General features: G+C 66.2%; 29 protein-coding genes and 1 pseudogene. 1 reads left to right on the top strand and 29 read right to left on the bottom strand.

The genetic code is table 11. From position 1 onward, the window contains the following. Positions 1-78: 78 nt before the first annotated feature. The 22 genes and pseudogenes from AN936_RS02600 to AN936_RS02510 form a co-directional block, all read right to left on the bottom strand. Positions 79-300 (bottom strand): DUF2274 domain-containing protein, encoded by a 222-nt coding sequence (locus AN936_RS02600; protein WP_054586779.1) that lies wholly within the window; start codon positions 298-300, stop codon positions 79-81. Next, positions 297-1,373, bottom strand: coding sequence for a TrbI/VirB10 family protein (locus AN936_RS02595; RefSeq protein ID WP_335337297.1), 1,077 nt, complete (start codon positions 1,371-1,373; stop codon positions 297-299). Before AN936_RS02595 ends, AN936_RS02600 begins: the two co-directional genes overlap by 4 nt. Before the next feature lie 128 nt (positions 1,374-1,501). Further along, entirely contained in the window at positions 1,502-2,353 is an 852-nt protein-coding gene (trbG, locus tag AN936_RS02590) for a P-type conjugative transfer protein TrbG (RefSeq protein ID WP_084758132.1), read from the bottom strand. Further along, positions 2,350-3,033, bottom strand: a complete 684-nt coding sequence (gene trbF, locus AN936_RS02585; protein ID WP_054586777.1) for a conjugal transfer protein TrbF — start codon at positions 3,031-3,033, stop codon at positions 2,350-2,352. The genes trbG and trbF overlap by 4 nt, the downstream gene beginning before the upstream one ends. Positions 3,034-3,039: 6 nt before the next feature. Next, positions 3,040-4,320, bottom strand: a complete 1,281-nt coding sequence (gene trbL / locus AN936_RS02580) for a P-type conjugative transfer protein TrbL (protein WP_054586776.1) — start codon at positions 4,318-4,320, stop codon at positions 3,040-3,042. Next, the gene (gene trbK-alt, locus AN936_RS02575) at positions 4,317-4,607 is read right to left on the bottom strand and encodes a putative entry exclusion protein TrbK-alt (protein WP_158500036.1); all 291 of its coding nucleotides are present in this window, start codon (positions 4,605-4,607) and stop codon (positions 4,317-4,319) included. The genes trbL and trbK-alt overlap by 4 nt, the downstream gene beginning before the upstream one ends. After that, the gene (trbJ, locus tag AN936_RS02570) at positions 4,573-5,292 is read right to left on the bottom strand and encodes a P-type conjugative transfer protein TrbJ (RefSeq protein ID WP_054586774.1); all 720 of its coding nucleotides are present in this window, start codon (positions 5,290-5,292) and stop codon (positions 4,573-4,575) included. The genes trbK-alt and trbJ overlap by 35 nt, the downstream gene beginning before the upstream one ends. A gap of 343 nt (positions 5,293-5,635) precedes the next feature. Then, positions 5,636-7,051 (bottom strand): annotated as a pseudogene (traG, locus tag AN936_RS02565) (IncP-type conjugal transfer protein TraG); the annotation flags it as partial. 15 nt (positions 7,052-7,066) lie between these two features. Beyond that, entirely contained in the window at positions 7,067-8,812 is a 1,746-nt protein-coding gene (locus AN936_RS02560; protein WP_054590056.1) for a relaxase/mobilization nuclease domain-containing protein, read from the bottom strand. A gap of 219 nt (positions 8,813-9,031) precedes the next feature. Next, positions 9,032-9,748 (bottom strand): lytic transglycosylase domain-containing protein, encoded by a 717-nt coding sequence (locus tag AN936_RS02555; protein WP_084758130.1) that lies wholly within the window; start codon positions 9,746-9,748, stop codon positions 9,032-9,034. Continuing rightward, positions 9,735-10,061, bottom strand: a complete 327-nt coding sequence (locus AN936_RS02550) for a DUF736 domain-containing protein (RefSeq protein ID WP_054586773.1) — start codon at positions 10,059-10,061, stop codon at positions 9,735-9,737. The genes AN936_RS02555 and AN936_RS02550 overlap by 14 nt, the downstream gene beginning before the upstream one ends. Beyond that, complete coding sequence (locus tag AN936_RS02545; RefSeq protein WP_054586772.1) at positions 10,058-10,648, bottom strand: S26 family signal peptidase; 591 nt, start codon at positions 10,646-10,648, stop codon at positions 10,058-10,060. Before AN936_RS02545 ends, AN936_RS02550 begins: the two co-directional genes overlap by 4 nt. Further along, positions 10,645-11,190, bottom strand: coding sequence for a DUF2840 domain-containing protein (locus AN936_RS02540; protein ID WP_054586771.1), 546 nt, complete (start codon positions 11,188-11,190; stop codon positions 10,645-10,647). Before AN936_RS02540 ends, AN936_RS02545 begins: the two co-directional genes overlap by 4 nt. Continuing rightward, positions 11,190-11,432 (bottom strand): helix-turn-helix transcriptional regulator, encoded by a 243-nt coding sequence (locus AN936_RS02535; RefSeq protein WP_054586770.1) that lies wholly within the window; start codon positions 11,430-11,432, stop codon positions 11,190-11,192. The genes AN936_RS02540 and AN936_RS02535 overlap by 1 nt, the downstream gene beginning before the upstream one ends. Positions 11,433-11,534: 102 nt before the next feature. Next, positions 11,535-12,017: a DNA -binding domain-containing protein gene (locus AN936_RS23940; RefSeq protein WP_420496830.1), complete on the bottom strand. Its 483-nt coding sequence runs from the start codon at positions 12,015-12,017 to the stop codon at positions 11,535-11,537. After that, positions 11,947-12,324 (bottom strand): transcriptional regulator domain-containing protein, encoded by a 378-nt coding sequence (locus AN936_RS25875; RefSeq protein ID WP_420496829.1) that lies wholly within the window; start codon positions 12,322-12,324, stop codon positions 11,947-11,949. Before AN936_RS25875 ends, AN936_RS23940 begins: the two co-directional genes overlap by 71 nt. A 122-nt stretch (positions 12,325-12,446) precedes the next feature. Then, positions 12,447-12,761 carry a DUF736 domain-containing protein gene (locus tag AN936_RS02525; protein ID WP_054590053.1) on the bottom strand — a complete coding sequence of 105 codons (315 nt, stop codon included), beginning with the start codon at positions 12,759-12,761 and terminating at the stop codon, positions 12,447-12,449. A gap of 313 nt (positions 12,762-13,074) precedes the next feature. Continuing rightward, positions 13,075-13,368, bottom strand: a complete 294-nt coding sequence (locus tag AN936_RS02520) for a hypothetical protein (protein WP_054586769.1) — start codon at positions 13,366-13,368, stop codon at positions 13,075-13,077. Further along, on the bottom strand, positions 13,369-13,506 hold the full coding sequence (locus AN936_RS24985) for a hypothetical protein (RefSeq protein ID WP_158213641.1): 138 nt from the start codon (positions 13,504-13,506) through the stop codon (positions 13,369-13,371). Between the two features lie 123 nt (positions 13,507-13,629). Beyond that, positions 13,630-13,794 carry a hypothetical protein gene (locus AN936_RS25230; protein ID WP_164499240.1) on the bottom strand — a complete coding sequence of 55 codons (165 nt, stop codon included), beginning with the start codon at positions 13,792-13,794 and terminating at the stop codon, positions 13,630-13,632. A 451-nt stretch (positions 13,795-14,245) separates the two neighbouring features. Beyond that, entirely contained in the window at positions 14,246-14,566 is a 321-nt protein-coding gene (locus AN936_RS02515) for a DUF736 domain-containing protein (protein WP_054586768.1), read from the bottom strand. Positions 14,567-14,820: 254 nt separating this feature from the next. Then, positions 14,821-15,252 (bottom strand): hypothetical protein, encoded by a 432-nt coding sequence (locus AN936_RS02510; RefSeq protein WP_054586767.1) that lies wholly within the window; start codon positions 15,250-15,252, stop codon positions 14,821-14,823. Positions 15,253-15,545: 293 nt separating this feature from the next. Here AN936_RS02510 and AN936_RS02500 point away from each other — a divergent pair, with 293 nt between their 5' ends. After that, positions 15,546-15,737: a hypothetical protein gene (locus AN936_RS02500; RefSeq protein ID WP_054586765.1), complete on the top strand. Its 192-nt coding sequence runs from the start codon at positions 15,546-15,548 to the stop codon at positions 15,735-15,737. A 353-nt stretch (positions 15,738-16,090) separates the two neighbouring features. On the opposite strand, the gene AN936_RS02495 is transcribed toward AN936_RS02500, so the two are convergent. The 7 genes from AN936_RS02495 to AN936_RS02465 form a co-directional block, all read right to left on the bottom strand. Continuing rightward, positions 16,091-17,128: an IS110 family transposase gene (locus AN936_RS02495; protein ID WP_054586764.1), complete on the bottom strand. Its 1,038-nt coding sequence runs from the start codon at positions 17,126-17,128 to the stop codon at positions 16,091-16,093. 250 nt (positions 17,129-17,378) lie between these two features. After that, the gene (locus tag AN936_RS02490; RefSeq protein WP_084758128.1) at positions 17,379-18,287 is read right to left on the bottom strand and encodes an SGNH/GDSL hydrolase family protein; all 909 of its coding nucleotides are present in this window, start codon (positions 18,285-18,287) and stop codon (positions 17,379-17,381) included. A 39-nt stretch (positions 18,288-18,326) separates the two neighbouring features. Then, positions 18,327-19,934 carry a long-chain fatty acid--CoA ligase gene (locus AN936_RS02485; protein WP_197715648.1) on the bottom strand — a complete coding sequence of 536 codons (1,608 nt, stop codon included), beginning with the start codon at positions 19,932-19,934 and terminating at the stop codon, positions 18,327-18,329. Between the two features lie 37 nt (positions 19,935-19,971). Next, on the bottom strand, positions 19,972-20,913 hold the full coding sequence (locus AN936_RS02480; RefSeq protein ID WP_058814412.1) for an alpha/beta hydrolase: 942 nt from the start codon (positions 20,911-20,913) through the stop codon (positions 19,972-19,974). A gap of 11 nt (positions 20,914-20,924) precedes the next feature. Next, positions 20,925-22,097, bottom strand: coding sequence for a serine hydrolase domain-containing protein (locus AN936_RS02475; RefSeq protein ID WP_054586760.1), 1,173 nt, complete (start codon positions 22,095-22,097; stop codon positions 20,925-20,927). Further along, positions 22,094-23,005: an ROK family protein gene (locus tag AN936_RS02470; RefSeq protein ID WP_231732801.1), complete on the bottom strand. Its 912-nt coding sequence runs from the start codon at positions 23,003-23,005 to the stop codon at positions 22,094-22,096. The genes AN936_RS02475 and AN936_RS02470 overlap by 4 nt, the downstream gene beginning before the upstream one ends. A gap of 11 nt (positions 23,006-23,016) precedes the next feature. After that, positions 23,017-24,123, bottom strand: coding sequence for a glycoside hydrolase family 68 protein (locus AN936_RS02465; RefSeq protein ID WP_234715714.1), 1,107 nt, complete (start codon positions 24,121-24,123; stop codon positions 23,017-23,019). Between the last annotated feature and the right edge of the window lie 77 nt (positions 24,124-24,200).

The raw sequence follows: 24,200 nt of genomic DNA, 5'->3' as shown, positions 1-24,200 counted from the left end.
AGCGCCCTTAGGCGCCGCCCTTGCCTGCCGATTGTATGAAAACGCCAAAAGCGACGCGCATGATGCGGAATGCAGCCCTCAGCGCTGCCGCCGCGCACTCGCGAACCCGCGGTCAGCGGAAATGAAGCGCTCGATCATTGGGACCGCAATCTTCTCGGGCGCCAGCGGCTCGGCGAGGCCCGTGGCCTTCGCGTGGATCTCGGCATAGACAAGCAGATCGCGGTGCAGCCGTCCCGGAACCTCGATCGTCAATTTGACCGGCTTGTCATCGGCGATCGGTCCAAGGCGAAGCGCGCTCATCCTTCGCTGCCCTTGTTCTCGAAGACGAGGTCGCGCGTCACGATGACGCGCAGCGTGTGGCCGGGGCGGATCGTGAGCGTAGGCGGCACCTTCATCTCGCGCTCCACGATCCGCTGACCCGCCTGGTTCACGCTGTCCTGCGCCCCGTCCCGGAGCGCCCGAAGGAGGGCGTCATCGCCGCCCGATCCCGTTTCGACACCGATGCCGAGCAAGGTCGATATCAGCGCGGCGCGCAAGACCCGACCCCAATGATGGTCGGTGCGATCGGCGAGGCCTGCCCGGCCCGACGCGTCGGCCCCTGGCTGGCGATCGAGCGCGAGCGAACGGCCGCCCGGAAGGATGAGCCTCTCCCAGACGAGCAGCACCCGGTTCTGCCCGTCAGCGATCTCGCTGTCATATTCGCCGATCAGCCGAGCACCCTGCGGGATCAGCAGGATGCGCCCGGTGGGGCTGTCATAGACATTCTGCGTCACCTGCGCCGTGACCTGCCCCGGGAGGTCGGAGCGGATGCCGGTGATGAGCGCGGCCGGAATCACACTGCCCGCCTGAACCACATTGGGCGACGAGGGCGCGACGATCCGCGCCGCGCTTTCCGTCGGCCGCGCACTGTCGCCACCGAGGAAATCCCTCCGCTTTCCGGCCAACGTTTGAACGGCTTGGGGATTGCCGGGCGCAGGTGGCAGTGCCGTATCGCCCAAGACCGGCACAGGCGATGGAAGAGATGCCCCGCCACCAAGAAATATCTGGCTGGCCCGAGCACTGTCGCGCTCCTGTGCTACCCTCGCGCGTGCCTGTTCGGCGGCAGCTGTCCGGGAGTCAGTATGCGGCGCGCCTATCGGGGGCATGGGTACCGCCTCGCCTTTCTCGCGCGCCGAGAGAATCGGTCTCCCGAGGTCGCCGGGGAGCGGGTCGCCGAGCTTTGGAATCTTGTCATAAGCACCCGGCGCACCGGTCACGAGTTCGGACCGGTTTGCGCGATCGCTGTTATGGAGGTTTTCTGCTACCTTCGGTTCCGTCGACTGCAGCGCGTAGAGCAGCGCGCCGCCAATCGCGATGCCCGCGGTACCGCCCATGATGGCAAGCGCCTTGCGAGAAAGACGCACGACCTTCGGAGGTTCAGCGCCGAGCCGGAAAGGTTCGGCACCGGAGGGGGGGGCTGCTGCGGGCCCCGTCACAATCGCATCGTCTCGTTCCGGCGCGCTCATGAGCGGCCCCCGCCGCGCGAGGCGCGTTCGATGATCACCTTGCGCGCCGCGCGGCCGGCACCCATCCGCAGTTCGCCGCGCTCGAACAGCCGGTCGACGATCATGTAGCGTCCCTGGACACGGTAGTTGAGAAGCTCCGCCTCTCCTTTCGCACCGGTGGCGAACAGCGGCGGCATCTCACCTGTCGCGATATCGTCGCCGAATTCCACGAAGGTCTGCCGTCCGTCGTCGAAGACCCTTACCGGGCGCCACCCGGGCTTGTCGCCAGAGAGCCGATAGCGAAAGTTGAGGGCGCCGAGGTCGAGCCCCGCCGCGACCGGGGCGGTCCGCTCGCGCTCTGCTTCGGCCATGCGCAGCGCGATGAGCTCGGCTTCCGGATAGGACCAGGACACCGATGCCATATAAGTTGCGGGCGTTGCGCGCAGCTCGATATGATAGGTCCGCCTGCTCGTGTTGATGACGATATTCGTCACGATGTCGGGCCGCGTTGGTTTCACGAGGATATGCACGCGGCGCGCGGAGCCGCTGCCGCTCACCGTGTCGCCGATGATCCAGCGCACCGTATCGCCGGCGGCAACGGGCCCCGGCCCGACGAGCTCCTCACCCTCCTGCAGCACGATATCGGTGACCTGCCCCGGCGATGCGTAAACCTGGTAGAGTGCCCCTTCGGCCCAGGCATATTTCTGGATAGCATTGAGGAAGGTGGCCCGCTCGGGCTGGACACGGGCGGCATCATTCGCGCGCCCGACATTCTGGCGCGGATCGCGGCTTTCAGCGGCAAGCGAAGGCGACGCGAGACCAAGCAAGGCGGCGCCGGCGAGAAGAAATTCGGAGGAAACTGGCTTCATTGATTGAGCTCCTTGGACCATGAAATAGCGGACACAAAAACGCCAAGCGGATTGCGGCGCAGCGCGTCCGGGGTGCGCGGCGGTACATGGGTGACGGTGAGGATGGCGGACCAGCGCGATGTCTCGATCAGGCTGCCGTCCTGATAGCGGCGCTCGGTCCAAGCGATCCGAAAGCTGTTCTTCGAGGCGCGGATCACGCTCGACACATCGACCGCGACCTGGACCTTGCCGACCTCGGCGAAGGGGTCGTTATTGCGCGCATGGTCGTTGAGCGCCTGGGCGCCCGTCGCCGTGGTGAAATCATAGGCCGAAAGCCAGTCCTTGCGCAGCACGACCGGATCGGCGGGGATCGAGCGGACATGCTCGATGAAACGCGCGAGGTGAAAGGCGGTCTGCGGGTCAGTCGGCTTATAATCCCCGTCCGCCGGGGCGACCGCGCGAGCCTCGCCGAGTTTGTCGACTTCGACCACCCAGGGCGTGATCGTACCGCGCGCCGAATGCCAGACGAGGCCGCAGGCGAGACCGCCCGAGAGGAGGAGCGAACCGAAAAAGGCGAGGCGCCAGTTCTTCGCCTGCACCCGCGCCGAACCGATGCGATCGTCCCAGACCTGCGCGGCGCGCTGATAGGGCGTGACGGGCTCCGGCGTGCGGCCATAATGATTGCTGGGTCTTCTGAACATGTTCGATCAGTCCTTTTCGCTGATGTCGGGAGCCGAGGCGCCGCCGTGGCTGTCGCCGCCCTTGAGAGTATGGGCACCGATGGTCGCACCCTGCGTCATCACCTGGCGGCGGCGCATTGTGGCCGCCCATGCGGGAGGGCCGTCGGCAGGCCGGGAAGGCGCAGCGCTCTCGGCGGACCCGCTGCGCCCGGCCTCGAAGTCGGCCCGCAGCTTCTCTGCGGCGCGGCGGAGCGGCGATGCGGCGCCGCTGGCGGCACTGCGCGCGACATTGGCCAAGCCGGAACCGACCGCCCCTGCCCCGCTCTTCCCGGCCTCTCCCGCGGAATAGGCCGCCGAGGCGCTGCCGGCCCCGCGCGCGCTGGCTGAAGCGGCGCCGCGTGCCGCGGTGGCCACCGCGCCGCCGGCGAGCGTCGCGCCGGCCGCACCGGCGGCGAGCGTGGCGCCCGCCGCGACGGCGGTCCCTGCAGCCGCACCGGCGCCGAGCTGCGGCCCGCCCGCGACGATGCCGTTGGCGACGCTGGGGCCGAAGATACCAAGGCCGAGAAGCGTCAGCGCGCCGAGCGCGATCGCCATTGCCTGTTCGATATCGGGTTCAGGGCCGACGCTGGCGTCGAGGAAGCGGTCGAACAAGGTCGTTCCGATGCCGGTGATGACCGCGAGCACGAGCAGCTTGATGCCCGAGGAAATGATATGACCGAGCACGCGCTCGGCCATGAAGGCCGTCCGCCCGAAGAAGGCGAAGGGGATGAGGACGAAGCCCGCGAGCGTCACGAGCTTGAACTCGAGGATCGTCACGAACACCTGCACCGCGAGGATGAAGAAGGCGAGCACGACGATGATCCAGGCGACAAGCAAGATCAGTATCTGCATAAAATTGACGAACAGGCCGATCGGCCCCAACAAATCGGCCGATGCATCGAGCAGCGGCTCGGCGGCTTCGAGCCCGGTCGCCGCGACGAACCCCGGACGCATGAAGTCGCCGATCGCCATGGCGCCGCCGCTCGCTTTCAGGCCCAGCCCAGCGAAACTTTCGAGCATGATCGTCGCCAGGCTCTGGAAATTGCCGATGATGAAGGCAAAGACGCCGATATAGAGCGTCTTCTTGACGAGACGCTGGAGGACATCCTCGTCGGCGCCCCACGCCCAGAAGAGCGCTGCGATCGTTACGTCGATGACGATCAGCGTCGAGGACAAGAAGCCGACTTCACCTCCGAGCAGCCCGAAGCCGCTGTCGATATAGGTCGAGAAGACCGACAGGAATTGATCGATTACCCCGGTGTCGTTCATTTTTCGTCCTTCTCTTGACCAAAGAAGTGGCGGCGCTTCGTTTCCCAAGCCGCCTCGCATTCGGGGTCCGCGACCGTGACGGTTCGGCAGCGGCGGAGCGTCTCGCCAAGCTCGGGCCCTGCATCCGCTCTGGAAATGTGACCAGAAACGGACGCACGCGGCGCGGGCGGGTCGACCGCCGCCAGAAGCGCAAGCGTCAGCGCCATGCCGCCCACGATCGCTCCGGCGACGAGCTTCCCCGCCCGGCCCATCTCAATTGCCCTTGCGGAAGCGACGGAAGCGCTCACGCCCTTCGGCCTCGGCCGCCGCCGCGCGCGCGGCATCCAGCATTTCGGCGCGGCCCTGCGCCGCGATCGCGGCGGCGAGGTCGCCGAGTTGCTGCGACTGGAGCGCGAGCAGTTGGTTGCCCGCCTGCGCCGCCTGCAGCGCGCCGGTCGCCGACTGGCTGGCGGTGACCAGCGTCGAGATCGACTGGCGGGCCGCGCCCATATTGGTGACGACGCCGGCCTGCACCTTCATCGCGTCCTGGAAGGCGCCGACGCTGTTGGTCCAGCGCGCCTCGGCATTGGCGACGAGCGCCGCCTGCGGACCCGACAGCGCCGCACCCTTGTAGCGGGCATCGAACGCCTTCTGGATATCGCCGACGTCGAAAGCGATGCGCTGCGCTTCGGCCAAAAGACCCCGGGTGCGATCGACCTGCCCCTGCAGCTCCTGCAGCGTCGAGGTCGGCAGGCTCTGAAGATTGCGCGCCTCGTTGACGAGCGAGGTCGCCTGGTTCTGGAGTTGCTTGATCTGGTTGTTGATCTGCTCGAGCGTGCGCGCAGCGGTCAGGATATTCTGGGCATAGTTGCGCGGATCATGGACGATCCCGCCGATCTGCGCCGCGGCGGGCGCGATCATCGAACCCGCAGGCAGCATCGCGGCCGCGATCAGACCGGCCAGCGCCGCATAGCGATAGATATTCTTCTTCATCAAACTCACTCCTTCAGGGGGCTGCGATTTCGAGATTGCCGAGCAGGTCGGCGGCCCAGGTGAGGCCGCGGTGGCGAAGCCAGGCGGCGGCGAACTGCTGCTGGCCATGCGCGGCCACCAGCTCGCCGATGCGCATCTGGTCGGACTTCGATGAGGCGGCGGCGAAGGCGAGCGCGATGTCGCCGAGACCAAGGTCGAACAAGCGGTTGCCGCGGCGCGACTGGCAATAATAGTCGCGCTTCGGGGTCGCCCGGCTCAGGATTTCGATCTGCCGGTGGTTGAGCCCAAAGCGCTCGTAGACCCGCGCGATTTGCGGCTCCGCCGCGCGCTCGTTCGGCAGAAATATGCGGGTCGGGCAGCTCTCGATGATCGTCGCGAAACTTACCCGGACGTGGCAATTATCGAGAATGGCATTGTTCGGCCCATAGGCCTTTTCGATCTGGTTCAGCGACTGGGCGATCAGGAAGGCCTTGATCCCGTAGCCCGCCATGAAGGCCAGCGCGCTCTCGAAGAAATCGAGTCGTCCGAGCGCCGGAAACTCGTCGAGCATGAACAGAAGGCGCTGCGGCCGAGCGGCGGGATTGAGCTCCTCGGTGAGCCGCCGCCCGATCTGGTTGAGGATGAGGCGGATGAGCGGCTTGGTGCGGCTGATGTCGCCGGGCGGGACGACGAGATAGAGCGAGGTCGGGGTATCGCCGGTGACGAGATCGGCGATGCGCCAGTCGGACCGCCCCGTCACCGCCGCTATGACCGGGTCGCGATAGAGGCCGAGGAAGGACATGGCCGTCGACAGCACCCCCGAGCGTTCGTTGGCCGACTTGTTCAGCAGATCCTGCGCCGCACGGGCAACGACCGGATGCACGCCCGCCTCGCCGAGATGCGCGGTCGTCTGCATGATCCGCACCGTCGAGGCGATGCCGCGGCGGGGATCGGACAGAAACGCCGCCACCCCGGCCAGCGACTTGTCTTCCTCAGCATAGAGGACATGGAGGATCGCCCCGACGAGCAGCGAATGGCTCGTCTTTTCCCAGTGGTTGCGCTTCTCGAGGCTGCCTTCGGGATCGACGAGCACGTCGGCGACATTCTGCGCATCGCGCACCTCCCACTGACCGCGCCGGATTTCGAGCAAAGGGTTGTAGGCGGATGACGCGATGTTGGTGGGATCGAAGAGGAGCACGCGGCCGTGCTGCGCCCGGAAACCCGAGGTCAGCTGCCAGTTCTCACCCTTGATGTCGTGCACGATACAGCTGCCGGGCCAGGTGAGCAGCGTCGGGACGACAAGACCGACACCCTTGCCCGAACGCGTCGGCGCGAAGCAGAGGATATGCTCTGCGCCATCGTGACGCAGATAGTGCCGGCGAAAGCGTCCAAGGATCACGCCGGCATCGCCGAGCATGCCCGCGCGCCGGATATCGCCCGCATCGGCCCAGCGCGCCGAGCCATAGGTTTCGGCGCGCCGCCGCTCGCGGGCGCGCCATACCGACATGGCGATCGCGACGATGATCGAGACGAAGCCGCCCGATGCGGCGATCATGGCGCCGCGGTAGAAGAGCGGCGGCGCGTAGGCGTCATAGACGAACCACCACCAGAAGAAGGCCGGCGGCGGATAGACCGGATAGTCGCCGATCCGAAACCATGGCGCACCCAGCGCGGGCTGATATCCGAGCGCAGCGGCAGTCCATTGCGTCGCCGCCCAGACCGCGAGGATCACGATCGCGCCGACGGCGGCGATCTGGCCCCAGAGTATCTTGTCGTTCATGCGGAAGCTGTCCTTCTAGATGCCGATGCCCCGGCCCAGCGCCCAGTCGACCGTGCCGCCGGGCGACATGGTGCCGGTGATATGCTGGCCGAGGTGGCGGTCGAGCGCGGGGCGCCAGGGAACGAGCTGGAAGCCGAGCCCGTCGTCGATCATCGCGAAGCGCCCCGATGCGAGGGTGACGCGTTCGCGGTAGATGCCGCTCACATACTCCCCGGCAGCCGAGGGTTTCGCAGTAAGGCCGGTCCGCTCGGCGATCGCGGCGGTCGCGGCCTCAAGCTCGCGCGAGGCGAGCTTGTCGATCAGTCCCGGTGACAGGCTCAGCCGATCGCCGGCGCGCGAAGCCAGTCCTTCGCTCACAAGATAGCGCGCGCGTTCGTCCATCGCCTGGCGGATTTCGAGACCGAAGCCATTGCCGCATGCGACGGGTTCGCGGGCGACGAGCTGGCGGTCGAGCCAGGTCGCGCCGGGCGCGACCACCTGCGAAGCAAGCGGCAGGTCGGAGCGGGTCGCCAGCGATATCTGATCGCGCCCCTTGCCGTCCTGCCACTTGCGCAGTTCGACGATCGCGCCGGGCCGCGCGTCGCCGGTCATCTCCATGTCATCGAAGCGGATATGGTGGGTGCGCCCATCGGCACCGTCGACGATCGCATAGGCACTGCCCGCGAACTCGTCATGGAGACCGCGTTCGACCAACCGGCCGATGACCGGCCCGTCCGGAGCTCCCTCGTGGAGCGCGAGCGCTGCGGGATCGAAGCGACCGCCGCCGCGGGCGAGCGCCCGGTGCATCGTCTTGATGACATCGCCGCGCACCGCGACCTCGCGTAGCGCCTGTTCGGCGCCCGCGTCCATAGTCCAGAGACCGGCGCCGCTTCGCTCGGCAAGCCCCATCGCCTCGAGCTTCGCGGCGCGGCCAATGAGCAACCCCTGCAGGCGCCGATCGTCACCGGCGGATGGGCGCAGGTCGATCATCCCGCCCGTTTCGTCGGCGATGCGCTGCAGCCGGGCGTCGAGGCTCGTCCAGCGTTCGGCATCGACCTCGCGTGCGAGCGCATCCTGAATGTCGAGCTCGCTCCGCGGACCGAGCTCGAGCGTCGCCAAGGCCTCGGCGCGGCCGCGGATGCCGGCGGCGATATAGCCGCGGTCGATGACGAGATCGGCGCCATCGTCGGCGACGCCGCGCACGAGAATATGGACGTGCGGATTGTCGGTATTCCAATGGTCGACCGCGACCCAGTCGAGGCGCGTATCCAGATCCCTTTGCATGTCGGTCAGAAGATCGCGGGTGAAGGTACGAAGGTCGCCGAGTTCGGCCGCGTCCTCGGGGCTGACGATCAGCCGGAAATGATGCCGGTCGTCCTCGCAGCGCGCGGCGAACGCGTCGCGGTCGGCGGCATCGCCATCGGCATCGAACATGGTGGCGTCGCGTCCGTCGCGGGTGACGCCCTCGCGCTCCAGATAAGAGATATGGCGCGCTAGCGGCGCTGCACGAAACCGTGCGCCGCGATGACGGACCACGCGCGCCATGACGGTGACGCGCCGGCTGCCCGGCTGGCTGCGCATCGCGGCCAGAGCCCGTCGGCCGCGCCCATGCGTCCCGGTGCCGCCGCCGCGGCTTCGCCCGGATCGCGAGCGGGTATATCCCGAGCGGGCGGCCGCCCTGCGGACCTGGGCCGCGAGCCGCTTGCCCCTGTCCGCGGAACCCGAGCCGCGATCGCGGCTCCGTCCCGGCCTGATCCGGAAATCGCCGTCGTCACGCCGCATCGGGCGCCCTGCCATACGAAAAGGGCGCAGAATATGCGGGCTCTGTGCGATCCGTATGGCTGATTTTGCCTATGCCATACGCCCAAAGCCGCCGAAAACCGACCATCCCGGGCCCGCAGCTGGCACGGTTTTTATCTTGCGATCCCCCATTTCCCTTCCAGCAAGATCCTGCTGCTCCCGAACCGCGGCATCCAGCAAGGCTGATCCACCGGCGAGACATCAGCGGTCCCGCGCGGTGGAGAGCGAAATGAAGAGCGACGCAGCCGGCGCGGAAGACGGCGCGGCGGCTTCGGGCGCCGATGCGGAATGCGCACCCTCGAGGTCGTCGCGGCGCCCGGCGAAGATCGCCGCATCCCGCCAGCCATGCGAAGGCCTTGGCGCCGCGGCGGCATTTCCAACGCCGTTGACGCTGTCGGCGCCATGTAGTTCGGGGGCGATCTTCGCGACATAGGCGACGGTTTCGGCGGGCAAGCCGCGGCGGCCCGATGCATAGGCATCGGCGCGCCCAGGTCCTGCATTATAGGCGGCGAGCATCAGCGCGATGTCGCCATAGCGGTCCCACATCGCGCGCAGATAGGCCGCACCCGCAAGGATGTTCGCGCGGGGGTCGAAGGGGTCCGGGCCGAGCCGGTGGCGGGCGGTCAGCGACGCCCAGGTTCCGGGCATGATCTGCATCAGCCCCATCGCTCCCGCATGCGAAACCGCGCCCGCCCTGCCCCGGCTTTCGGCGTGCATCACGCGCCAGATCCAGAGTTCGGGAATGGCGAAACGCTGCGCCGCTTCGGCGACCGGCGCGGCATAGGGATGCTCGCCCGGCTGCACCGCGGCGACAGCCGGCGTGCATAAGGGCTGCACGACGAAGGCGCCGACAAGCGCAGCGCAATGCCATGCGGGTCGATTGCCGCGCAGGCGGCGCATGCGCTCACTCGCCGTCATCGCCGCGGATCCACCGGATCGAATATTTGCGCTTATCGGGAAGTCTCTGGGTCAGATGAGCGTAGAGCGGAGCCGGGAGGCCCGGGTCGTCGATCATGATCTCGATGTAGGGATGGCCCGCGAGAGTGCGGTTCCAACCCGCGCCAATTTCGGCTTCGTTGGCCGGATTGCCGACCAGGATGCGCCAATCGGGATCGTCTTCGCCGCCGAAGTCGGGCAGGCTCTCAAGGGTGATATGAGCTTGGTAGGCGACGGTCTCGATCATCCCCGAGAACCCGTGCGAAGCGCTTCCGGTCAGCGTTCCGATGATCATTTTTCGCGCTCCCTTTTGCCGTTGGCAGAATCGTCAGAGGTGTCTCCACCGCGCCTGCGAAGCGGCGCGGCAGCTTTCGAGCGGGTGAAAAGCGGATGCGCGGTGCCGATCAGCCCGGCAGCGGGCAGCGGCCCGAAATAGCGGCCGTCGAGGCTGTCGGGTGCCGCGTTGAGGAGAAAGATCTCGCCGCGCCCGACGGTCCGGCAGCCGGTCCAGACCGGCAGCGAGCGGTTCGCCCGGTCGCGCGCCAACGCGCGGGCAGCCCCCGCTCCGTCGACGGTGACGAAGGTACCCGAACGGCAGACGAGCGCGCCGGGAATCGCGGCGACGCGCTTCAGGAGCGGCACGCCGCGCGGCAGATAGCCGCGCGCGGATAGGAAGCCAGCGAGCGCCGGCGGCGGGTCGATGACGACGAGGTCGCCGACCCGCGGCGCGGCATCCGCGTCGATCCGGTAAAGGCCGATCGGCGCGCTGGCGCTCGCATTCCAGAGCAGGCGCGGCGCGGGCTTCGCCCATTCGACCGCGACGAAGAGCGTGCCGAAAAGCGAGACGGTCGCTACCGTGAAGGACAGGATCCGGCGGTTCATGATCCGACCGCCCGGCGGCGAAGCCACGCCGTGTGGCGTTCGAGCGAATAGGGCCGGAACGGCAGGCCGGCTGCAATCCGGTTGCCGATGTGGCGCCAATGGTCGGGCGCCGCATCGCAGGCGTCGATGCCGACGGCCTCGACCGCATCGATCGCCTCGAGCGCCTTCTGGACCTTCGGCCAGCCGTCGATCCGCGCCAGTATCTCGGCGCCGGGTCTGACGAACGGCAGCGTCGAATGGGACTCGCCCGGCGCGACGGCGAGGGCGATGGCGATGTTCGAATGGATGGTGCCGAAGTCGTTCGACGTCCAGCGGACGAAAGCGAAGACCGCGCCGGGACGGAAGGCCGCGACGCGTGTCCGGCGGCTCAGGATGCGCTCGGCAGCAACGCGGCCGAAGCGGATCCATTGTTCGTGCCGGCCTTCGATCCAAGTCAGTTCGACCTCGGTCGACGCACCCTGCGGCGGCGCCGCAATCGCGCGACCGCTGCGCGGCGAAAGCCCCGGCGACCCGAGCGCCGCATCGAAATCGATGCGGCGCATCAGCGCGGCTCTCGCCGCGCGGGACGCACGATGCCGCTGCCGGGATCGGACGTCGAGGTGCGGCGGCCGAGCTCGACCCAGGCGTCGAGTTCGTCGATCGCGTAGACGACGCGGCCCCCGAGCTTGCGATAGACTGGCCCCGTTCCATAGACGCGATGCTTCTCGAGCGTCCGGTGCGAAAGGCCGACGCGCCTTGCCGCCTCGGGCGTGGTGAGAAAGCGTGGAGGGTGACCGGTCGTCATGGGGTGCTCCTTCCAGCCGCCGGACCTTCGAGAGCGGGTCGGCGGGCGATGTCGCGTCATGGCGCGGCGCAGGACGCACAGGGGAGCGGCTCAATTCCGACGTTACTTTTGTCGCCCCGGCATACCCGCGAGCAGCGCGCGGTAGCCGCCGGCGGCCAGCGACTCGGCTTCGCGGATCAGGCGCTGGGTCCGCCGCCGTTCGGGCGAGGCTTTCCAGGCCGCGCCGCGGCCGATGGTCATGCGCGGATAGACGAGGCGGCAGGCGACCTCATGGCTCGTGACGCGGGCGCCTTCGCGGAGGTCGAGTATCGCGAGCAGCAGGTCGAGCCGCTGCGCCTGGTAGAAGGTCGGCGACGCTGCGGAGGGTGAAGGAGCCGCCCCGCGCAGCCATCGATCGAGATCCTGAACCGCTCGGAGCCGCGTCCCGGTCATGCCATCGAGCGGGATGACGGCGGCGAAAGAAGCGCGTTCCGGATCGCCGCGCAGCCAGATCCGGTGAAGCGCGCACTCATGCTCAAGGATATAATGGCGCCCGCCCGCCGCGGCCCGGTGAGCGACACGCCGCTCGGCGAGGCACGAACCCAATCCGTAGCCGAGAACCGGCTCGTCCGGGAGAGCAGAATCCGCGGCATCGACCATGACGACATAAGGACAGGCGGCCGCCTCCCAGAAGGCCGGTGCCGCGCGTGCCGGGATGCGCGGGTCGGCCGGGAAAGCAGAGGCCCCATCGCCGGGCCATCACCTCCTGCAACGCCGGACCCGCGTCAGGGTCCGCCATCACGCTTTGATAGTCGCGGCGATAGTCCGGGCTGCGGCGCAGAAATTCCTGGGCGTAGCCGGGAAAGTCGAGGCGGGGCTGGCGGTCATCGTCTCGCCTCCCTTTCCGCGCCATGACCGCCTCCTTCCGAGGCAACAGAATGGGCGAGCGAGCCACGACCGCCAATTCCAAGAGGCGGGAATCCCCATCCCCATAAATGGGTATCCCGCCCGGCGGCGCCGGGCGGGTCCTGCGGCTCAGTCGCCGCGCCGCGTCTGGCGGCTCCAGACGAGGTCGTGCTCGCCATCTTCGCCCGCGAAGAGCTGTGCGAAGATCGGCGCGGTGAAGCTCGGATCGTCGAGCTTGACCGAGAGGTAGGGGCGCTGATCCTGCGTCAGCTTCTCCCAGGCCGCACCGACCTCGACATCGCCGATGAAGACACGGTGGCTCGGAGCATTGCCGCTGGGGTCTTTCTCGGGCGTGATGCGAACCGATTTCGCCTGCACCGAGAGGGTGGTGATCTGACCCCGATATTCGCCGGAGACTTTCTTGAACGTGCCGATCCTGGCCATGATGCATTCCTTCCTTGGCTCGGGCCGCACCATCGCGGCCTCGATGCGCATCGACCGTCGGCGGGGGGCCGGGCGGGCAGCCGCAGGCCCGCAGCGAAGCGGAGGACCGCGCCGGCGCGTCTTTCTTGTTTCGCGAGGAACGGCGGCACGCCGGGGGAAGAAAGTCGCGACCGGCGCGGTTGCGCGAGGCCGGATCAGCGAAGCGGCCCGCCGACAGATGGCGCATTTCGAGAGGCCGTGATGATGCGGCTCGGCGGAGGGATGTGTCGCCCGGTCGACAAGCAAGTCGGCGATAGCGAAGGGCAATGAAGACCTAGGCCTGCAACTCCGCTCGCGCGATGCCATTCCCCGGCAGCACCAGATCGCGCCAACTGGCGAGCCCGGTGAGGATGGCGACAAGGACGGAAATGCCGCGATCAGCCCATGGCTCGAGGTCGGCCAGCTCCGCAAGCGCGCCGCCCGCCTGATATCCTGCAGCCGCGGCCGTGCCGGCGAACAGCAAGACGACGCAGAAGCGAACAGCGAAGGGCGCACTACTGCCAGCGACGTACCGACCGAACGCATGGACCGAAAATCCCGCCAGCAATCCCGCGGCCAATATCGTCATTCAGCCAAAGCCATGATCGCGCAGATAGAAGGCAAGCGCGAGGCCGGTAAAGAGCGGCAACGCGTATTTCGCACAGCGAAGGAGCAGGAGCAGGGCGTAGACTATGGCTACGCCGCCCAGGATCAGCATCAGAGTCATGACCGTCCTCCATCCGGACGCGCCCGCCACCACCTCCTCAGCGCAACCTGCAATAAGGACATAGCAAAGGCCGGCTCGGGGTTGAACCCGAACCGGAACCAAGTTGGACGTAATCCCCGGAGGTTAGCGGGCGAACGGGTCATATTCGCAGACGATCGTTTCGGGGTCGCCGTCGAACTCGTCGAGCGGCATGACCGAATAGCCGGCGCCGGTCTCGACGAGGATGATTACGGTCATCATCGTCCGGGCGAGGTTCCAGCCGAGCGATTGGGCGGTGGTAAGCGGCATGGGATCAACTCCTGTCCTTGGGAGCGGGCCATTCCCGCTCGACAGGCGCCCCGCCGGACGGGGACAGGCCGCAATCACCGCGAGCGCAGCCGCGGCCCGAGCGAAGCGTGGGGACCCCGAAGCGGGTTGATTGAAGGAGGCCTGGCCTCGGCCAAGGGATCAGCGGCAATTGAGAGCGGGAATGGCCCGCTCCCATGCGGCAGAGCCCCACGCCTTCCCCGCCCCAGCCGCACGGCCCCGTCCCGGCCCCACCGAGCTTCCAATGGCGCCATAGCGCGGCGCACCGTCCGTCCTGTTCCAACCGACCGGAACGAAAAGCGCAGGAACGAATACACGGGAAGGAAGCCCGGTACCCCCCGCCTTATGGCAGCACAAAAAGGACGGCCCGTCGGACCGCCCTTCGATGTCTTGCAGCGATCGGCTCCGCCCGAAGGCGGAGCCGGGGATCCCGTCAGGCCGGCGGGTTCCAGATGATGACCTTTTTCATCGGGTCGTCGCCAGGGGCGTTGGCGACATTGCCGTAGATGGTCCCGAATTCGGGGGCCGACATCGTCACCGACACATATTCGGCGCCGTTGCTCTGCGAGAAGCGCTTCCAACCGGCGCCCAGTTCGAATCCGTTCTTGCGGCTGAGGATGCGATAATCAGGCTCGTTTTCCTTGATCTTGCGGCCATTCGGCACGATCGCGATCGGCGCGGTGACGTTGAGGGTGGCCAGCGTACCTTCGAAGCTGCCGTCGGCCTTGACGTGGAGATTGGCGATGGTGGGCATGAACTTTCTCCTTCGGTTGCTCGGGGACTTTCCCGATGGCGCCGGAAGAAGGGACCGCGAGCTGCCGTCACCGAGCGGCACGCGAGGGCGAACCCCGCATGGGGTTGACGGCCAGAGGCGAGCCGGGCCCGCAGAAGGGCGACAGGAAGGGACAGGCCTCGAGCGACGGAGACAAATGCCCTCACGGCCATCGAGGGACGGGCACCGACAGAATTGGCGGGCCACTCCCAACTACCGCTCCCGATTCCGTTCGATCAGTCGCAGCGATGCGAGCCCCAATATTTGGCCCACTGCGCCGTGAGACCGCTGCGGACCATCGCGCAGGAGACATCGCCCGAGCGGGGCGACGTGCAGAAGGCGGCGGTACGGGTGCCGCCGGCCCCGCCGCGCGACACACAGCGCATGGCCGGCCCGCGAACAAGAATATGGCCCGTCCGGTTCCGCCCCTGCGGCTCCCCCAGCAGACGGGCGAGATGATCGCGCGCCGCTATGGGGTCGGCATCGGGACAGGGATGGCCTGCGCTGCAGCTGCCATCCATCTCGCGCGCCGCGACGCCCGAGAGACGGACATGCGGCCCTTCGGCGCACCAGATCGGCCCGTCGCCGTCCCACACTGCGAGCGGAGTACATGTGAAGGACTGGCCGGACGGAACGACCGAGGCGAGCAGGAACAGAGCGAACATCAACCCGCCCTAACGCTGAGGATCGACCGATTCAAACGCCCAAACCGACCCAAGCGCCAAAGGATGGCGCGAAGCGCCCACAAGAAACGCGCTCTTGGCGAGCCCGCCGCCGGGCGGCGTGCGCGCGGGCTTGGGGGCCAGCCGCCGCCCGGCAAGGATGGCGAGCCAAGTGCGCTGCGCGGCCAGAACATCGCGCGGCCCCTGGCGCCGCGTGCCGGCGCCAGAGCACGCCCAATCGAGCCGCGCTCGATCCGGCAGCGGCAACTGCCCGGCGTTCAACTCTTGGAGCGAATGACGTGTCGCGGTTCGCCGCACAGGCCGCATGGGGCTTTCAACAATTCGAAGCCGCGAGCACCGCCGGCAGCCTGCGTTGCGGTGCCGGCCTGCGCAACGGACGAGAGATCGAGCCGATCCGCGATGCATTCGTCGCAGAGTGGCGTTCCGTCCATGCGCCGGACCAGCGCCTCGACACGTTCTGCCGTTGTTGATCTTGTAGCCATGCGTGTGCCGTAGAGATGTATCGGGATTCGCGAAAGCCACGAGCGTGCGACTGCTAGTGGCCGGAAGGAGACGGTCTTCTGTGGATGGCTCCCGCGTTGCAAGCATAAATTGACGTTCGGCGTTCTGGTCGGTTGCAGTCGTCTGTCCGGCCTGTTGATGCAGTCGGTAGGGACTGCTGGCCCTGATGGAGTCCGCGAACCGGGTCCCGATCGGCTTATCAGGCTATAGCGCCTTTGACTGTCCATGGGTTGTCCCGGCTCCCGGTCTGACCGGTATCGCCATCACATCGCATCGCGCTTACAACATCGTAAGGCTGATCTCCTCAGCCAAGCTCCTTCTATTATCCTGCCAGCATCGGGGCATGATGGCGCTGATAAACTTGCCCGCGCGTCATGAGCGCCCAAGCGATCCGGGCCATCTTGTTCGCCATGGCGACCGTGGCGACCCTCACCGGCTTGCGGGCCAGCAGGGCGACAAGGCGCGGGTCTGCCGTGTCAGGCTTGTATTTCGCGCGGCGGACCAATGAGGTCGCGCCTATGACCAGCAGTCGGCGCAGATATTTATCCCCCATCTTGCTGATCCGTCCTAGCCGCTCCTTACCGCCGCTCGACTTTTGCAGCGGCGTGAGCCCGAGCCAGGCGGCGAACTGCCGGCCAGAACGGAACTGGTGAGGATCGCTGACCGACGCCGCCAAAGCCGTTGCGCCGACCGGGCCGATACCAGGGATCGTCGACAGGCGCTGCGCGACCTCGTCGCTACGCTGGAGAACTGCCAGCCGAAGCTCAATCGCGTGAAGTCGCGCATGGATATCGAGTGCTTGCTGCGAGAGCATCCCGACGATCATTGCTGCGTCGTCGGGCACCTCCGGGGTGCGCTCGCTGTCGACGATCTGCCGTGCCAGGACCAGCGCTCGATCCCGCCCTTCCGGGATGACGATCCCAAACTCTGCGAGCAGACTTCGGATCATGTTTATCAGCTGCGTTCGCTGACCGACGAGCAAGCTGCGGCTTCGATGCAGTGCCAGCGCCGCCTGCTGCTCGCGCGACTTCACCGCAACGAAGCGCATTGTCGGACGCGTGACCGCTTCACAGATTGCTTCCGCATCGACAGCATCATTCTTCCCGCGCTTCACGTAAGGCTTGACGTAGGCAGGCGGCATCAGCCGCACCTCGTGCCCGAGCGCGACCAGCTCGCGTGCCCAATGGTGCGACGTCCCGCAGGCCTCGATGCCGACCAGGCACGGCCCCGTCTTCGCAACGAACGGCAGAAGCTGCGCACGACGAAGCGTCTTGCGCACAACGACATCGCCCGCTGCATCAACTGCGTGAACCTGAAAAACATTCTTGGCCAGATCCAGGCCGATCGTGGTAATCTCCATGGCGGATGGCTCCTCTGCTCGGGTTTGCATGACAGCAACCCATCTTGGCACCTAGATGCCGTGAGCGGGAGCCATCCACCTCATCCGCTTTGAAGAGGAAGCTTGGCTTAGCTGACGCACAACATCGACAAATGATGGCAATGAATAATGCAAGCGGTCCTGTGTAACCGACATCCGCAAAACGCTTTTTCGGACAGGAATTAGTCGGCATCTAGCGGTTGAACGACGCTCTTGCGGCGCACTGTCCTGACTACATACGCGATGTCAGTATATGCTCTATCTGCTCCGCCGTCGCCGCTGCTCCAGCCCTGGTCGGATGAAAGGATGCGCCTTCCGGCGGGGCGAGATCGTAGGTCCAAGGTTGCGCTGAGCATGCATCATGGCCGCTTCCGATCGTCGCCATGTCAACCAACACTGCGCCGCTCTGGTGAGCGGTTTTCCTCGTCGCTTCTGCCAATCTCGCGGCCACTCCGAGCGACGACCTGACTTGCTGCTGCGTGAGGTGCAGTGCGTCGCACGTGCCATTTTCAGGCAAAACCGGTGGATAGGTGACCACAACGACCAGCGCTTTGGGCGACCGCCGGCGTATCGCCGCAATGGTCGCCACGATTTCGTTTTGCACGGCAATGAAATCTTGTTGCTCGGGGTATGTTTCGCCACCCGACATGGCTGTGAGCCAGCGCATGATACCGCCGCGATTGCGGTAGCCGGCCGAGACGAGACTTCCGATGTAGCCAATGTCGTTTCCGCCGACGGTGAGGGTTACCAGCCGGGTGTTTGCGTTGATCGGCGCGATCTGCGGGCCTTGGAAAAACTGTCCGCCACCCACCAGATGTTTGACGGTCGCGCCCGAACAGCTCATGTCGACGAGCGATAGACCGGCAGACCGCGCAAGCTGTTGGGGATAGCCGTTGACACTCCGCTGGCATGCTAACGGAGCGCCCGGCGCCAACTCGCCCAGACCGAGTTCCGCGGCGAACGAACTTCCCAAGGCGACATATTCAGGGTTTCCGACCGGCTTGCGATGGCCTTGATACATCATGATCCCAAGGACCGCCGTCGCGCCCAGCGCGAGTAACAACGCCGCTCCAACAATCGATCGTTTCAGACCGCGGGGCATGCTCGGTTCTTTCGCCAATACCGGATGTTCGTTCGTCATAGGGCGGCGCGACACGTGCGACGGCGACCTCGGACGCGCCTAGGCTGCTGATAGCGGAGCGACCGAAAGACAATCCGCGTAACGTCCGCGCAAAGCCTTCTTGTCGATTTTGCCCGTAGCGGTGAGCGGAATGTAGTCGAAAATGACCCGGTCGGGCAGCCACCAGCGCACAAGCCTGGGCTCGAGCCAGGCCCGAACAGCCTCCTCATCCAAGACGGATTCGGGCATGCGCTCGATGACGAGGAGCGGCCGTTCCTCCCACTTGGGATGAAACACGCCGACAACGGCCGCGATTTTGACGCCGGGGCAAGCGACGGCGACATTTTCGATGTCAATCGAACTGATCCATTCGCCGCCCGATTTGATGACGTCCTTCTTCCGGTCGGTGATGCGCATAAAGCCATTCGCATCTACAGTGGCGATGTCGCCGGTATCGAACCATCCGTCGGCGTCGAGCGCACTGACCGACTGCCGGTAATACCGTTCCAGAACCCAAGGCCCACGGACGAGCACGTTGCCTGCCGCGACACCGTCGTGCGGCAAGTCCTGACCATCATCGTCGACAATCTTGAGCTCGACGCCGAACTGGAGCCGGCCTTGCCGCGTCCAGATGATGTCGTTCATTTCATCATGGCCTAGCGCTGCAACCTTGGGCGTCGGCGTTGCGAGCACGCCGAGCGGCGACATCTCGGTCATGCCCCAGATCTGGCGAACCTTGACGCCATATTGGGTCTCGAACGTCTCCGCCATCGCGCGCGGCACGGCCGACCCGCCAATCACGACACGCTCGAGCGTCCCCGTGTCCTCGCCCGTGCGGGCGAGGTGATCGAGATACATGGTCCAGATTGTCGGCACGCCGCCCGAGAAGGTGACGCCCTCGGACTTGATCAGCTCTTGCAGGCTCGCTCCGTCGAATTTGTCGCACGGAAATACGAACTTCGCTCCGTTAATCGCTCCCGCGAATGGGAGGCCCCAGGCCGTCGCGTGATAGAGCGACTGGCACGGCAAGATCACGTCGAAGGCAGAGAAACCGAGCGCGCCCGACAGACCGGCGACAAGCGCGTGCAGCACCACCGAGCGGTGCGAGTAGAGCACGCCCTTCGGATCGCCGGTGGTGCCCGATGTGTAGCAGAGAAAGGCCCCGCTGTTCTCCTCGAGGTCGGGCCAAAGGGTTGTCCCGGAAAATTCAGCGATGCGCCGATCATAGTCATCCCCGGTCAGCATCACGAAATGCTCGATCGTATGGAGCGCGGGTTTCAGCCGCTCGACGATCTCGTGCAGATTGGCGTCATAGAGAAGCACCCGGCTTTCGGCATGGTTGATCGTAAATGCGATATGTTCGTCCGGGAGCCTCGGATTGGCGGTGTGGAGAACAAGCCCCTTCCCGGGCGCAGCAAAAAACAGTTCGAAATGCCGGTGCGTATTCCAAGCGAGCGAGCTGATCCGGTCCCCCGGTTCGAGCCCGAGGCTCATGAGCCACTCGGCCCCCGCCGCCGCTCGCGAGAGCGCACCCGCATAATCGTAACGAAAGAGCTTGCCGTCGCAGTCCTTCGATACGATCTCGCGATCGCCGTGCGCTGTCGCTGCAAAGCGCAATATCTGCGAAATGTTGAGCGGCAGGTTCTGCATCAAACCCGGGATTGTCATCTAGCATGTCCTCAACCTGATCGCGGCCAGCCGCAGTCTACCCATTCGCCAGCAAAGCTTGCAGCCGCGCGACGACCTCATCGGTCGCCTCGGCGGCAGCCGGTATGATCCCGGCAAAATGCACGAAACCATGCGTCAGATGATCGAACTCCAGGAGTTCGGAGCGAACCCCCGCATCTCGCAGGCGTCCGGCGTAGGCAACGGCCTCGTCGCGCAGCGGATCGACCGATAGGACGACCGTCAACGCACGCGGCAAGCGCGAGAGATCGTCTGCCTTGAGAGGCGAAAGGCGCGGATCGGCGGTGTCGGCGCCCTGCGCATAATCGGCGACACACACCGTCAGACTCGCGCGGCGGAGCGTCGGATCAGCGTCGCGAACGCGGGACGGATAGTCATTCTCGCCGGCGTCGAGGTCGACGGCCGGGTAGAGCAGGAGCTGTGCATCAAAGGGCCGTCCCTCTTGGGGCTCGTCGCGCATAGCGATGCAGATTGCGGCCGCTAGATTGCCGCCGGCGCTATCGCCGCCGATGATCGCTGGCAAACTATCACCGCCGAGGGACGACCGATTGGCGGCAATCCAGCGCGCGGCCGCGAGGCTGTCGTCAAATCCCGCCGGGAAGGGATGCTCGGGGGCGAGACGATAGCTGCTGGCCACCACCACCATCGAGAGATCCCGGCATAGCCGGCGGATGGTATGATCGACGGTGTCGAGGTCGCCGATGGCCCAGCCGCCGCCGTGAATATAGTGCAGCGTCCCCGTCGGCTCGGTCGATGGACGGTAAATCCGGAGTGGGACCTTGGCGTCGCGCGTTTCGATCTGCCGGTCTTCGATCGAAGCAACGTCTATGCGGCCGCCCGGCCCAACGATCATCGGGATCATCGCGGCAGCCTGCGCCCGAAGCGTCGGATAGTCGACGGGCCCCGGCGGCACGGAAGGCAGTTGGTCGACAAGTTGCTGCAATACTGGGTCGAGCGCCACGATAAACTCCGTCAATAAGTTGGAATGGAAAGGCCGAGGATGCGCGCCAGCGCATCGACGACGCGGTACACTTGTGGGTCCCTGACGCCGGGTTGGCCGGTGCGGTTGCGGACATAGGCAAAGCTGACACCCGAGGATGGGTGGGCAAAGGCGAGCGAGCCCCCCGCCCCGTCATGGCCGAACGATCCCTCGCCGAGCATCGGCTGGATCGCCCATGGCAGCATGAGGCCCGCGCCCCAGGTCGGACCGGCGAAGTCCTGACCGAAAGGCGTTCCCGAAGACACGGTACGACAGGCGTCGCGAAGGCAATCCTCCGAAACAAGCGGAGCCTGGCCGACGCTACCGATCGCCTTCGAATAGAGCCGCGCGAGCGAGCGCGCGTCGGCGACACCATTTGCGCCCGCCAGTTCGACGCGCTGCACGGCGGGATCGTTCATGGCGTCGGCGAGACCGCTCATCCGCGCGGGGAAAAGGCCATTCAGCGATATCGCGCGCGCTGCGATCGATGACGGGTCAAGTTCGGGCGTGTCATATTCGGCCGGAACCTCGACGGCGGCAATGGGCGACTGCGCGTCGCCGCTGCGGCCAATCTGTATGTTGAGTTCCAACGGCCCAGCAAGATTGGCGCGGAACCATTCTCCGATGGTCTGGCCGGTCACCCGCCGCATCAGTTCCGACGTGATCCAGCCCACGGTGATCGCATGATAGGCGTGTGCCGTGCCCGGTTCGAACAGCGGAGCTTCCGCCGCAAGCCTTGCTGCCATCGCGGCTATATCGGCCAGGCCTGCGATCGTGATCGGTCCGCTTATCAGGGGAACGCCAGCCTGATGTGCGAGCGCCTTGCGGACACTGATATCGCCCTTGCCGTGCGCCGCGAACTCGGGCCAGTAGTGCGCGAGCGGCAGATCGAGATCGATCCTGCCGTTCGAGACCTGCGACAGGACGCACAGTGCCGATATTCCCTTGGTGACCGAGAAAACGGGGACGGCGGTATTGCGATACCAGGGGGTTTGATCGCTGGCATCTGCCGAGCCGCCCCAGAGATCGAGCACCGGCTGGCCGTCACGATAGATGGCGCAGGCGGCCCCGCGTTCGCCGCCCTCCTGGAAGTTCGCTTCGAATGCGTCGCGGCACGCCGCGAATTGCGGATCGACGGTGCCCTGAATTTGGGAACGGTTGGTCAAAATTTTCCCTCCTTGGTTCGGGCATCGATCAACACGGCTTCGCCGAGCGCGACGGCGCCAAGCGGCCCGGCCCGGTCTCCGAGCGCCGGAAGCGTGACCAGATCTTCGGCCGCGTCGCCCGGGACGAAGGGAAGATAGCCAGCCAGGTCCGCGACGACATGCTGCCAGGCGCGTTCGAGCAGAAAGGAGCGGCCCATGCCGATCCCGCCGCCTATCAGGATTTTCTGCGGGCTCGTTACCAGCAGAAGAGCACCGATCAGCTGGGCCAGGTCGTGCGCGACAAACGACCAGCGCGGATCATCTGCCCGTATTTCCTCGCCCGCCCTGCCGAACCGCGCCTGCAGCGCAGGACCCGACAACAGGCCCTCGATGCAGTCGCCATGAAACGGGCAGCTACCCGAAAACTCGTCGCCGTTTGCGCGCCGCAATCGGAGATGCCCGATCTCGGGATGGAGCGCCCCGTGCACGGGGCGCCCTCCGAGCAGCAAGCCCCCGCCGACGCCGGTGCCGAGCGTCAGATAGCAGAGGCTGTCGAGGCCCTGTCCAGCGCCCCAGCGCCATTCGGCAAGGGCCGCGGCATTGACGTCGGTATCGATACGCCACGGGCAATCCGCGACCGCGCCCAGCGCACCCGCGATATCGGCTCCGCTCCAGCCTGCCTTGGGCGTGGCGAGCATTGTGCCAAAATCCGTTGCACCCGGATCAAGCCGCAGCGGACCGAAAGAAGCTATTCCGAGCGCGGCAAATCCTTCGCGCCGCTTCCACCCTTCGAGCGTGTCGACGAGGGCGCCGAGCGTTTCATTTGGCGTCGTCGTCGCAAATCGCGCGCTCGCCAGAATTTCGCTCCCGCGGGCAAGGACAGCCAGCGCTTTCGTCCCCCCCAGTTCGATGCCGGCGATTGTCTTCATAGGGACCATAGCTATCGCGCGATCCCTGCCTTGTCGCCTGCCAGCCACAGATGAACGAACGGCGCAAACGCGCCGCCGAAGTTCCGGTCATCGCCGCCGCTCCAGTCATCGACAAAGCTCGTGACGGACAAGTCGGGCAGTACGAACCAGCTATAGGCCTGCGCCGGCGCGGCTTCGGGATTGGCGAACACCAGCCCGCTACCATTGACCGGGCGCCAGCCCTCGAAGAGCGCGGGGGATACCATTGCGTAGAGCCCGGTCGGGCCGGCAGGCCCCGACGGCGCAAAAACATGACGCTGCGTCGACCAGAAGAGATAATAAAGGCCGGCGTGGAAAATGATGTGCGGTCGCTCGAGTTCGTTGTTGAGCGTGTCTGCGCTGACGATCGGCGGAAGGAGGGTCCAGCCCTGCTCGCCGCATTGTCGGCGAACAATTCCGATGACGCCGTTATATTCGGACCGCGAGCGCGCCTGCGATCCCGCGAACAGCAGATAATCATCGCCTCCCGCCGGATCACGGAAGAAGGCCGGATCGCGGAACGCCTTGATCTTCCCAACCTCGCTCGGGCCGCCGCAGGTGGACATATAATGCTCGAGGTCGATCGGGACGATTTCTTCCAGCTCGCGCCAATCGCCAAGCCTGGGTGCCTCGCCCGACAGGTCGAGCGTCGCCAACGCTGAAAATAAACGCTGCTCGAAGGTCAAAATCTGCTCGCCGCGACGCCCGGTAGCGGTAAAATATAGGGCGACGGTCGCAAGGTCCGCGGAAGCGACGGCCGACCCCGACCATTCGCGGCTACCGGGTGAAAAGCCGTCTGGCATGGCCGGCCCGAGGTGCCGCCATCCTTCCGCGCTGTGCAGCAGCAGGTGGATGCGTGCATGCCCGTGGCGCTCGTCCGGGTCGGCGAAGCGCGGCGCGCCGAGTGCCATCCACAGCTGCCTGCCACCGGCCAGGATGATCGGCTTTCCGGCCTCGTCCTGCACAGGCCAGGCGTCCCAGACGCCGAGATCGGGAGCGATCGGTGCGAAATCTTCCTCGCTGAGCAGCGGCGCCCGCAGAACGGGCGCTGCGTCGATCGCCTCGATATGATCACCCGTCCAGCGAGCCGGAACCATCATGATAATTTCACTCTCAAATATTCGAAAACCGGACGGACGCGCCGTCGAACATCGGAATCAAATGAGGGGGCGAGCGC

The sequence above is a fragment of the Sphingopyxis macrogoltabida genome (assembly GCF_001307295.1).
Lineage (GTDB): Bacteria > Pseudomonadota > Alphaproteobacteria > Sphingomonadales > Sphingomonadaceae > Sphingopyxis > Sphingopyxis macrogoltabida_B.
This window is presented reverse-complemented; position numbering and strand designations above follow the sequence as displayed.

Coding starts and splice junctions, on each gene's coding strand:
- AN936_RS02600 (WP_054586779.1), bottom strand. CDS start 300: ATGAGCGCGCTTCGCCTTGGACCGATCGCCGATGACAAGCCGGTCAAA.
- AN936_RS02595 (WP_335337297.1), bottom strand. CDS start 1,373: ATGGGCGGTACCGCGGGCATCGCGATTGGCGGCGCGCTGCTCTACGCG.
- trbG (WP_084758132.1), bottom strand. CDS start 2,353: ATGAAGCCAGTTTCCTCCGAATTTCTTCTCGCCGGCGCCGCCTTGCTT.
- trbF (WP_054586777.1), bottom strand. CDS start 3,033: ATGTTCAGAAGACCCAGCAATCATTATGGCCGCACGCCGGAGCCCGTC.
- trbL (WP_054586776.1), bottom strand. CDS start 4,320: ATGAACGACACCGGGGTAATCGATCAATTCCTGTCGGTCTTCTCGACC.
- trbJ (WP_054586774.1), bottom strand. CDS start 5,292: ATGAAGAAGAATATCTATCGCTATGCGGCGCTGGCCGGTCTGATCGCG.
- AN936_RS02560 (WP_054590056.1), bottom strand. CDS start 8,812: ATGCGGCGTGACGACGGCGATTTCCGGATCAGGCCGGGACGGAGCCGC.
- AN936_RS02555 (WP_084758130.1), bottom strand. CDS start 9,748: ATGACGGCGAGTGAGCGCATGCGCCGCCTGCGCGGCAATCGACCCGCA.
- AN936_RS02550 (WP_054586773.1), bottom strand. CDS start 10,061: ATGATCATCGGAACGCTGACCGGAAGCGCTTCGCACGGGTTCTCGGGG.
- AN936_RS02545 (WP_054586772.1), bottom strand. CDS start 10,648: ATGAACCGCCGGATCCTGTCCTTCACGGTAGCGACCGTCTCGCTTTTC.
- AN936_RS02540 (WP_054586771.1), bottom strand. CDS start 11,190: ATGCGCCGCATCGATTTCGATGCGGCGCTCGGGTCGCCGGGGCTTTCG.
- AN936_RS02535 (WP_054586770.1), bottom strand. CDS start 11,432: ATGACGACCGGTCACCCTCCACGCTTTCTCACCACGCCCGAGGCGGCA.
- AN936_RS25875 (WP_420496829.1), bottom strand. CDS start 12,324: ATGGCGCGGAAAGGGAGGCGAGACGATGACCGCCAGCCCCGCCTCGAC.
- AN936_RS02525 (WP_054590053.1), bottom strand. CDS start 12,761: ATGGCCAGGATCGGCACGTTCAAGAAAGTCTCCGGCGAATATCGGGGT.
- AN936_RS02520 (WP_054586769.1), bottom strand. CDS start 13,368: ATGACGATATTGGCCGCGGGATTGCTGGCGGGATTTTCGGTCCATGCG.
- AN936_RS24985 (WP_158213641.1), bottom strand. CDS start 13,506: ATGACTCTGATGCTGATCCTGGGCGGCGTAGCCATAGTCTACGCCCTG.
- AN936_RS25230 (WP_164499240.1), bottom strand. CDS start 13,794: ATGCCGCTTACCACCGCCCAATCGCTCGGCTGGAACCTCGCCCGGACG.
- AN936_RS02515 (WP_054586768.1), bottom strand. CDS start 14,566: ATGCCCACCATCGCCAATCTCCACGTCAAGGCCGACGGCAGCTTCGAA.
- AN936_RS02495 (WP_054586764.1), bottom strand. CDS start 17,128: ATGGAGATTACCACGATCGGCCTGGATCTGGCCAAGAATGTTTTTCAG.
- AN936_RS02490 (WP_084758128.1), bottom strand. CDS start 18,287: ATGACGAACGAACATCCGGTATTGGCGAAAGAACCGAGCATGCCCCGC.
- AN936_RS02485 (WP_197715648.1), bottom strand. CDS start 19,934: ATGACAATCCCGGGTTTGATGCAGAACCTGCCGCTCAACATTTCGCAG.
- AN936_RS02470 (WP_231732801.1), bottom strand. CDS start 23,005: ATGAAGACAATCGCCGGCATCGAACTGGGGGGGACGAAAGCGCTGGCT.
- AN936_RS02465 (WP_234715714.1), bottom strand. CDS start 24,123: ATGATGGTTCCGGCTCGCTGGACGGGTGATCATATCGAGGCGATCGAC.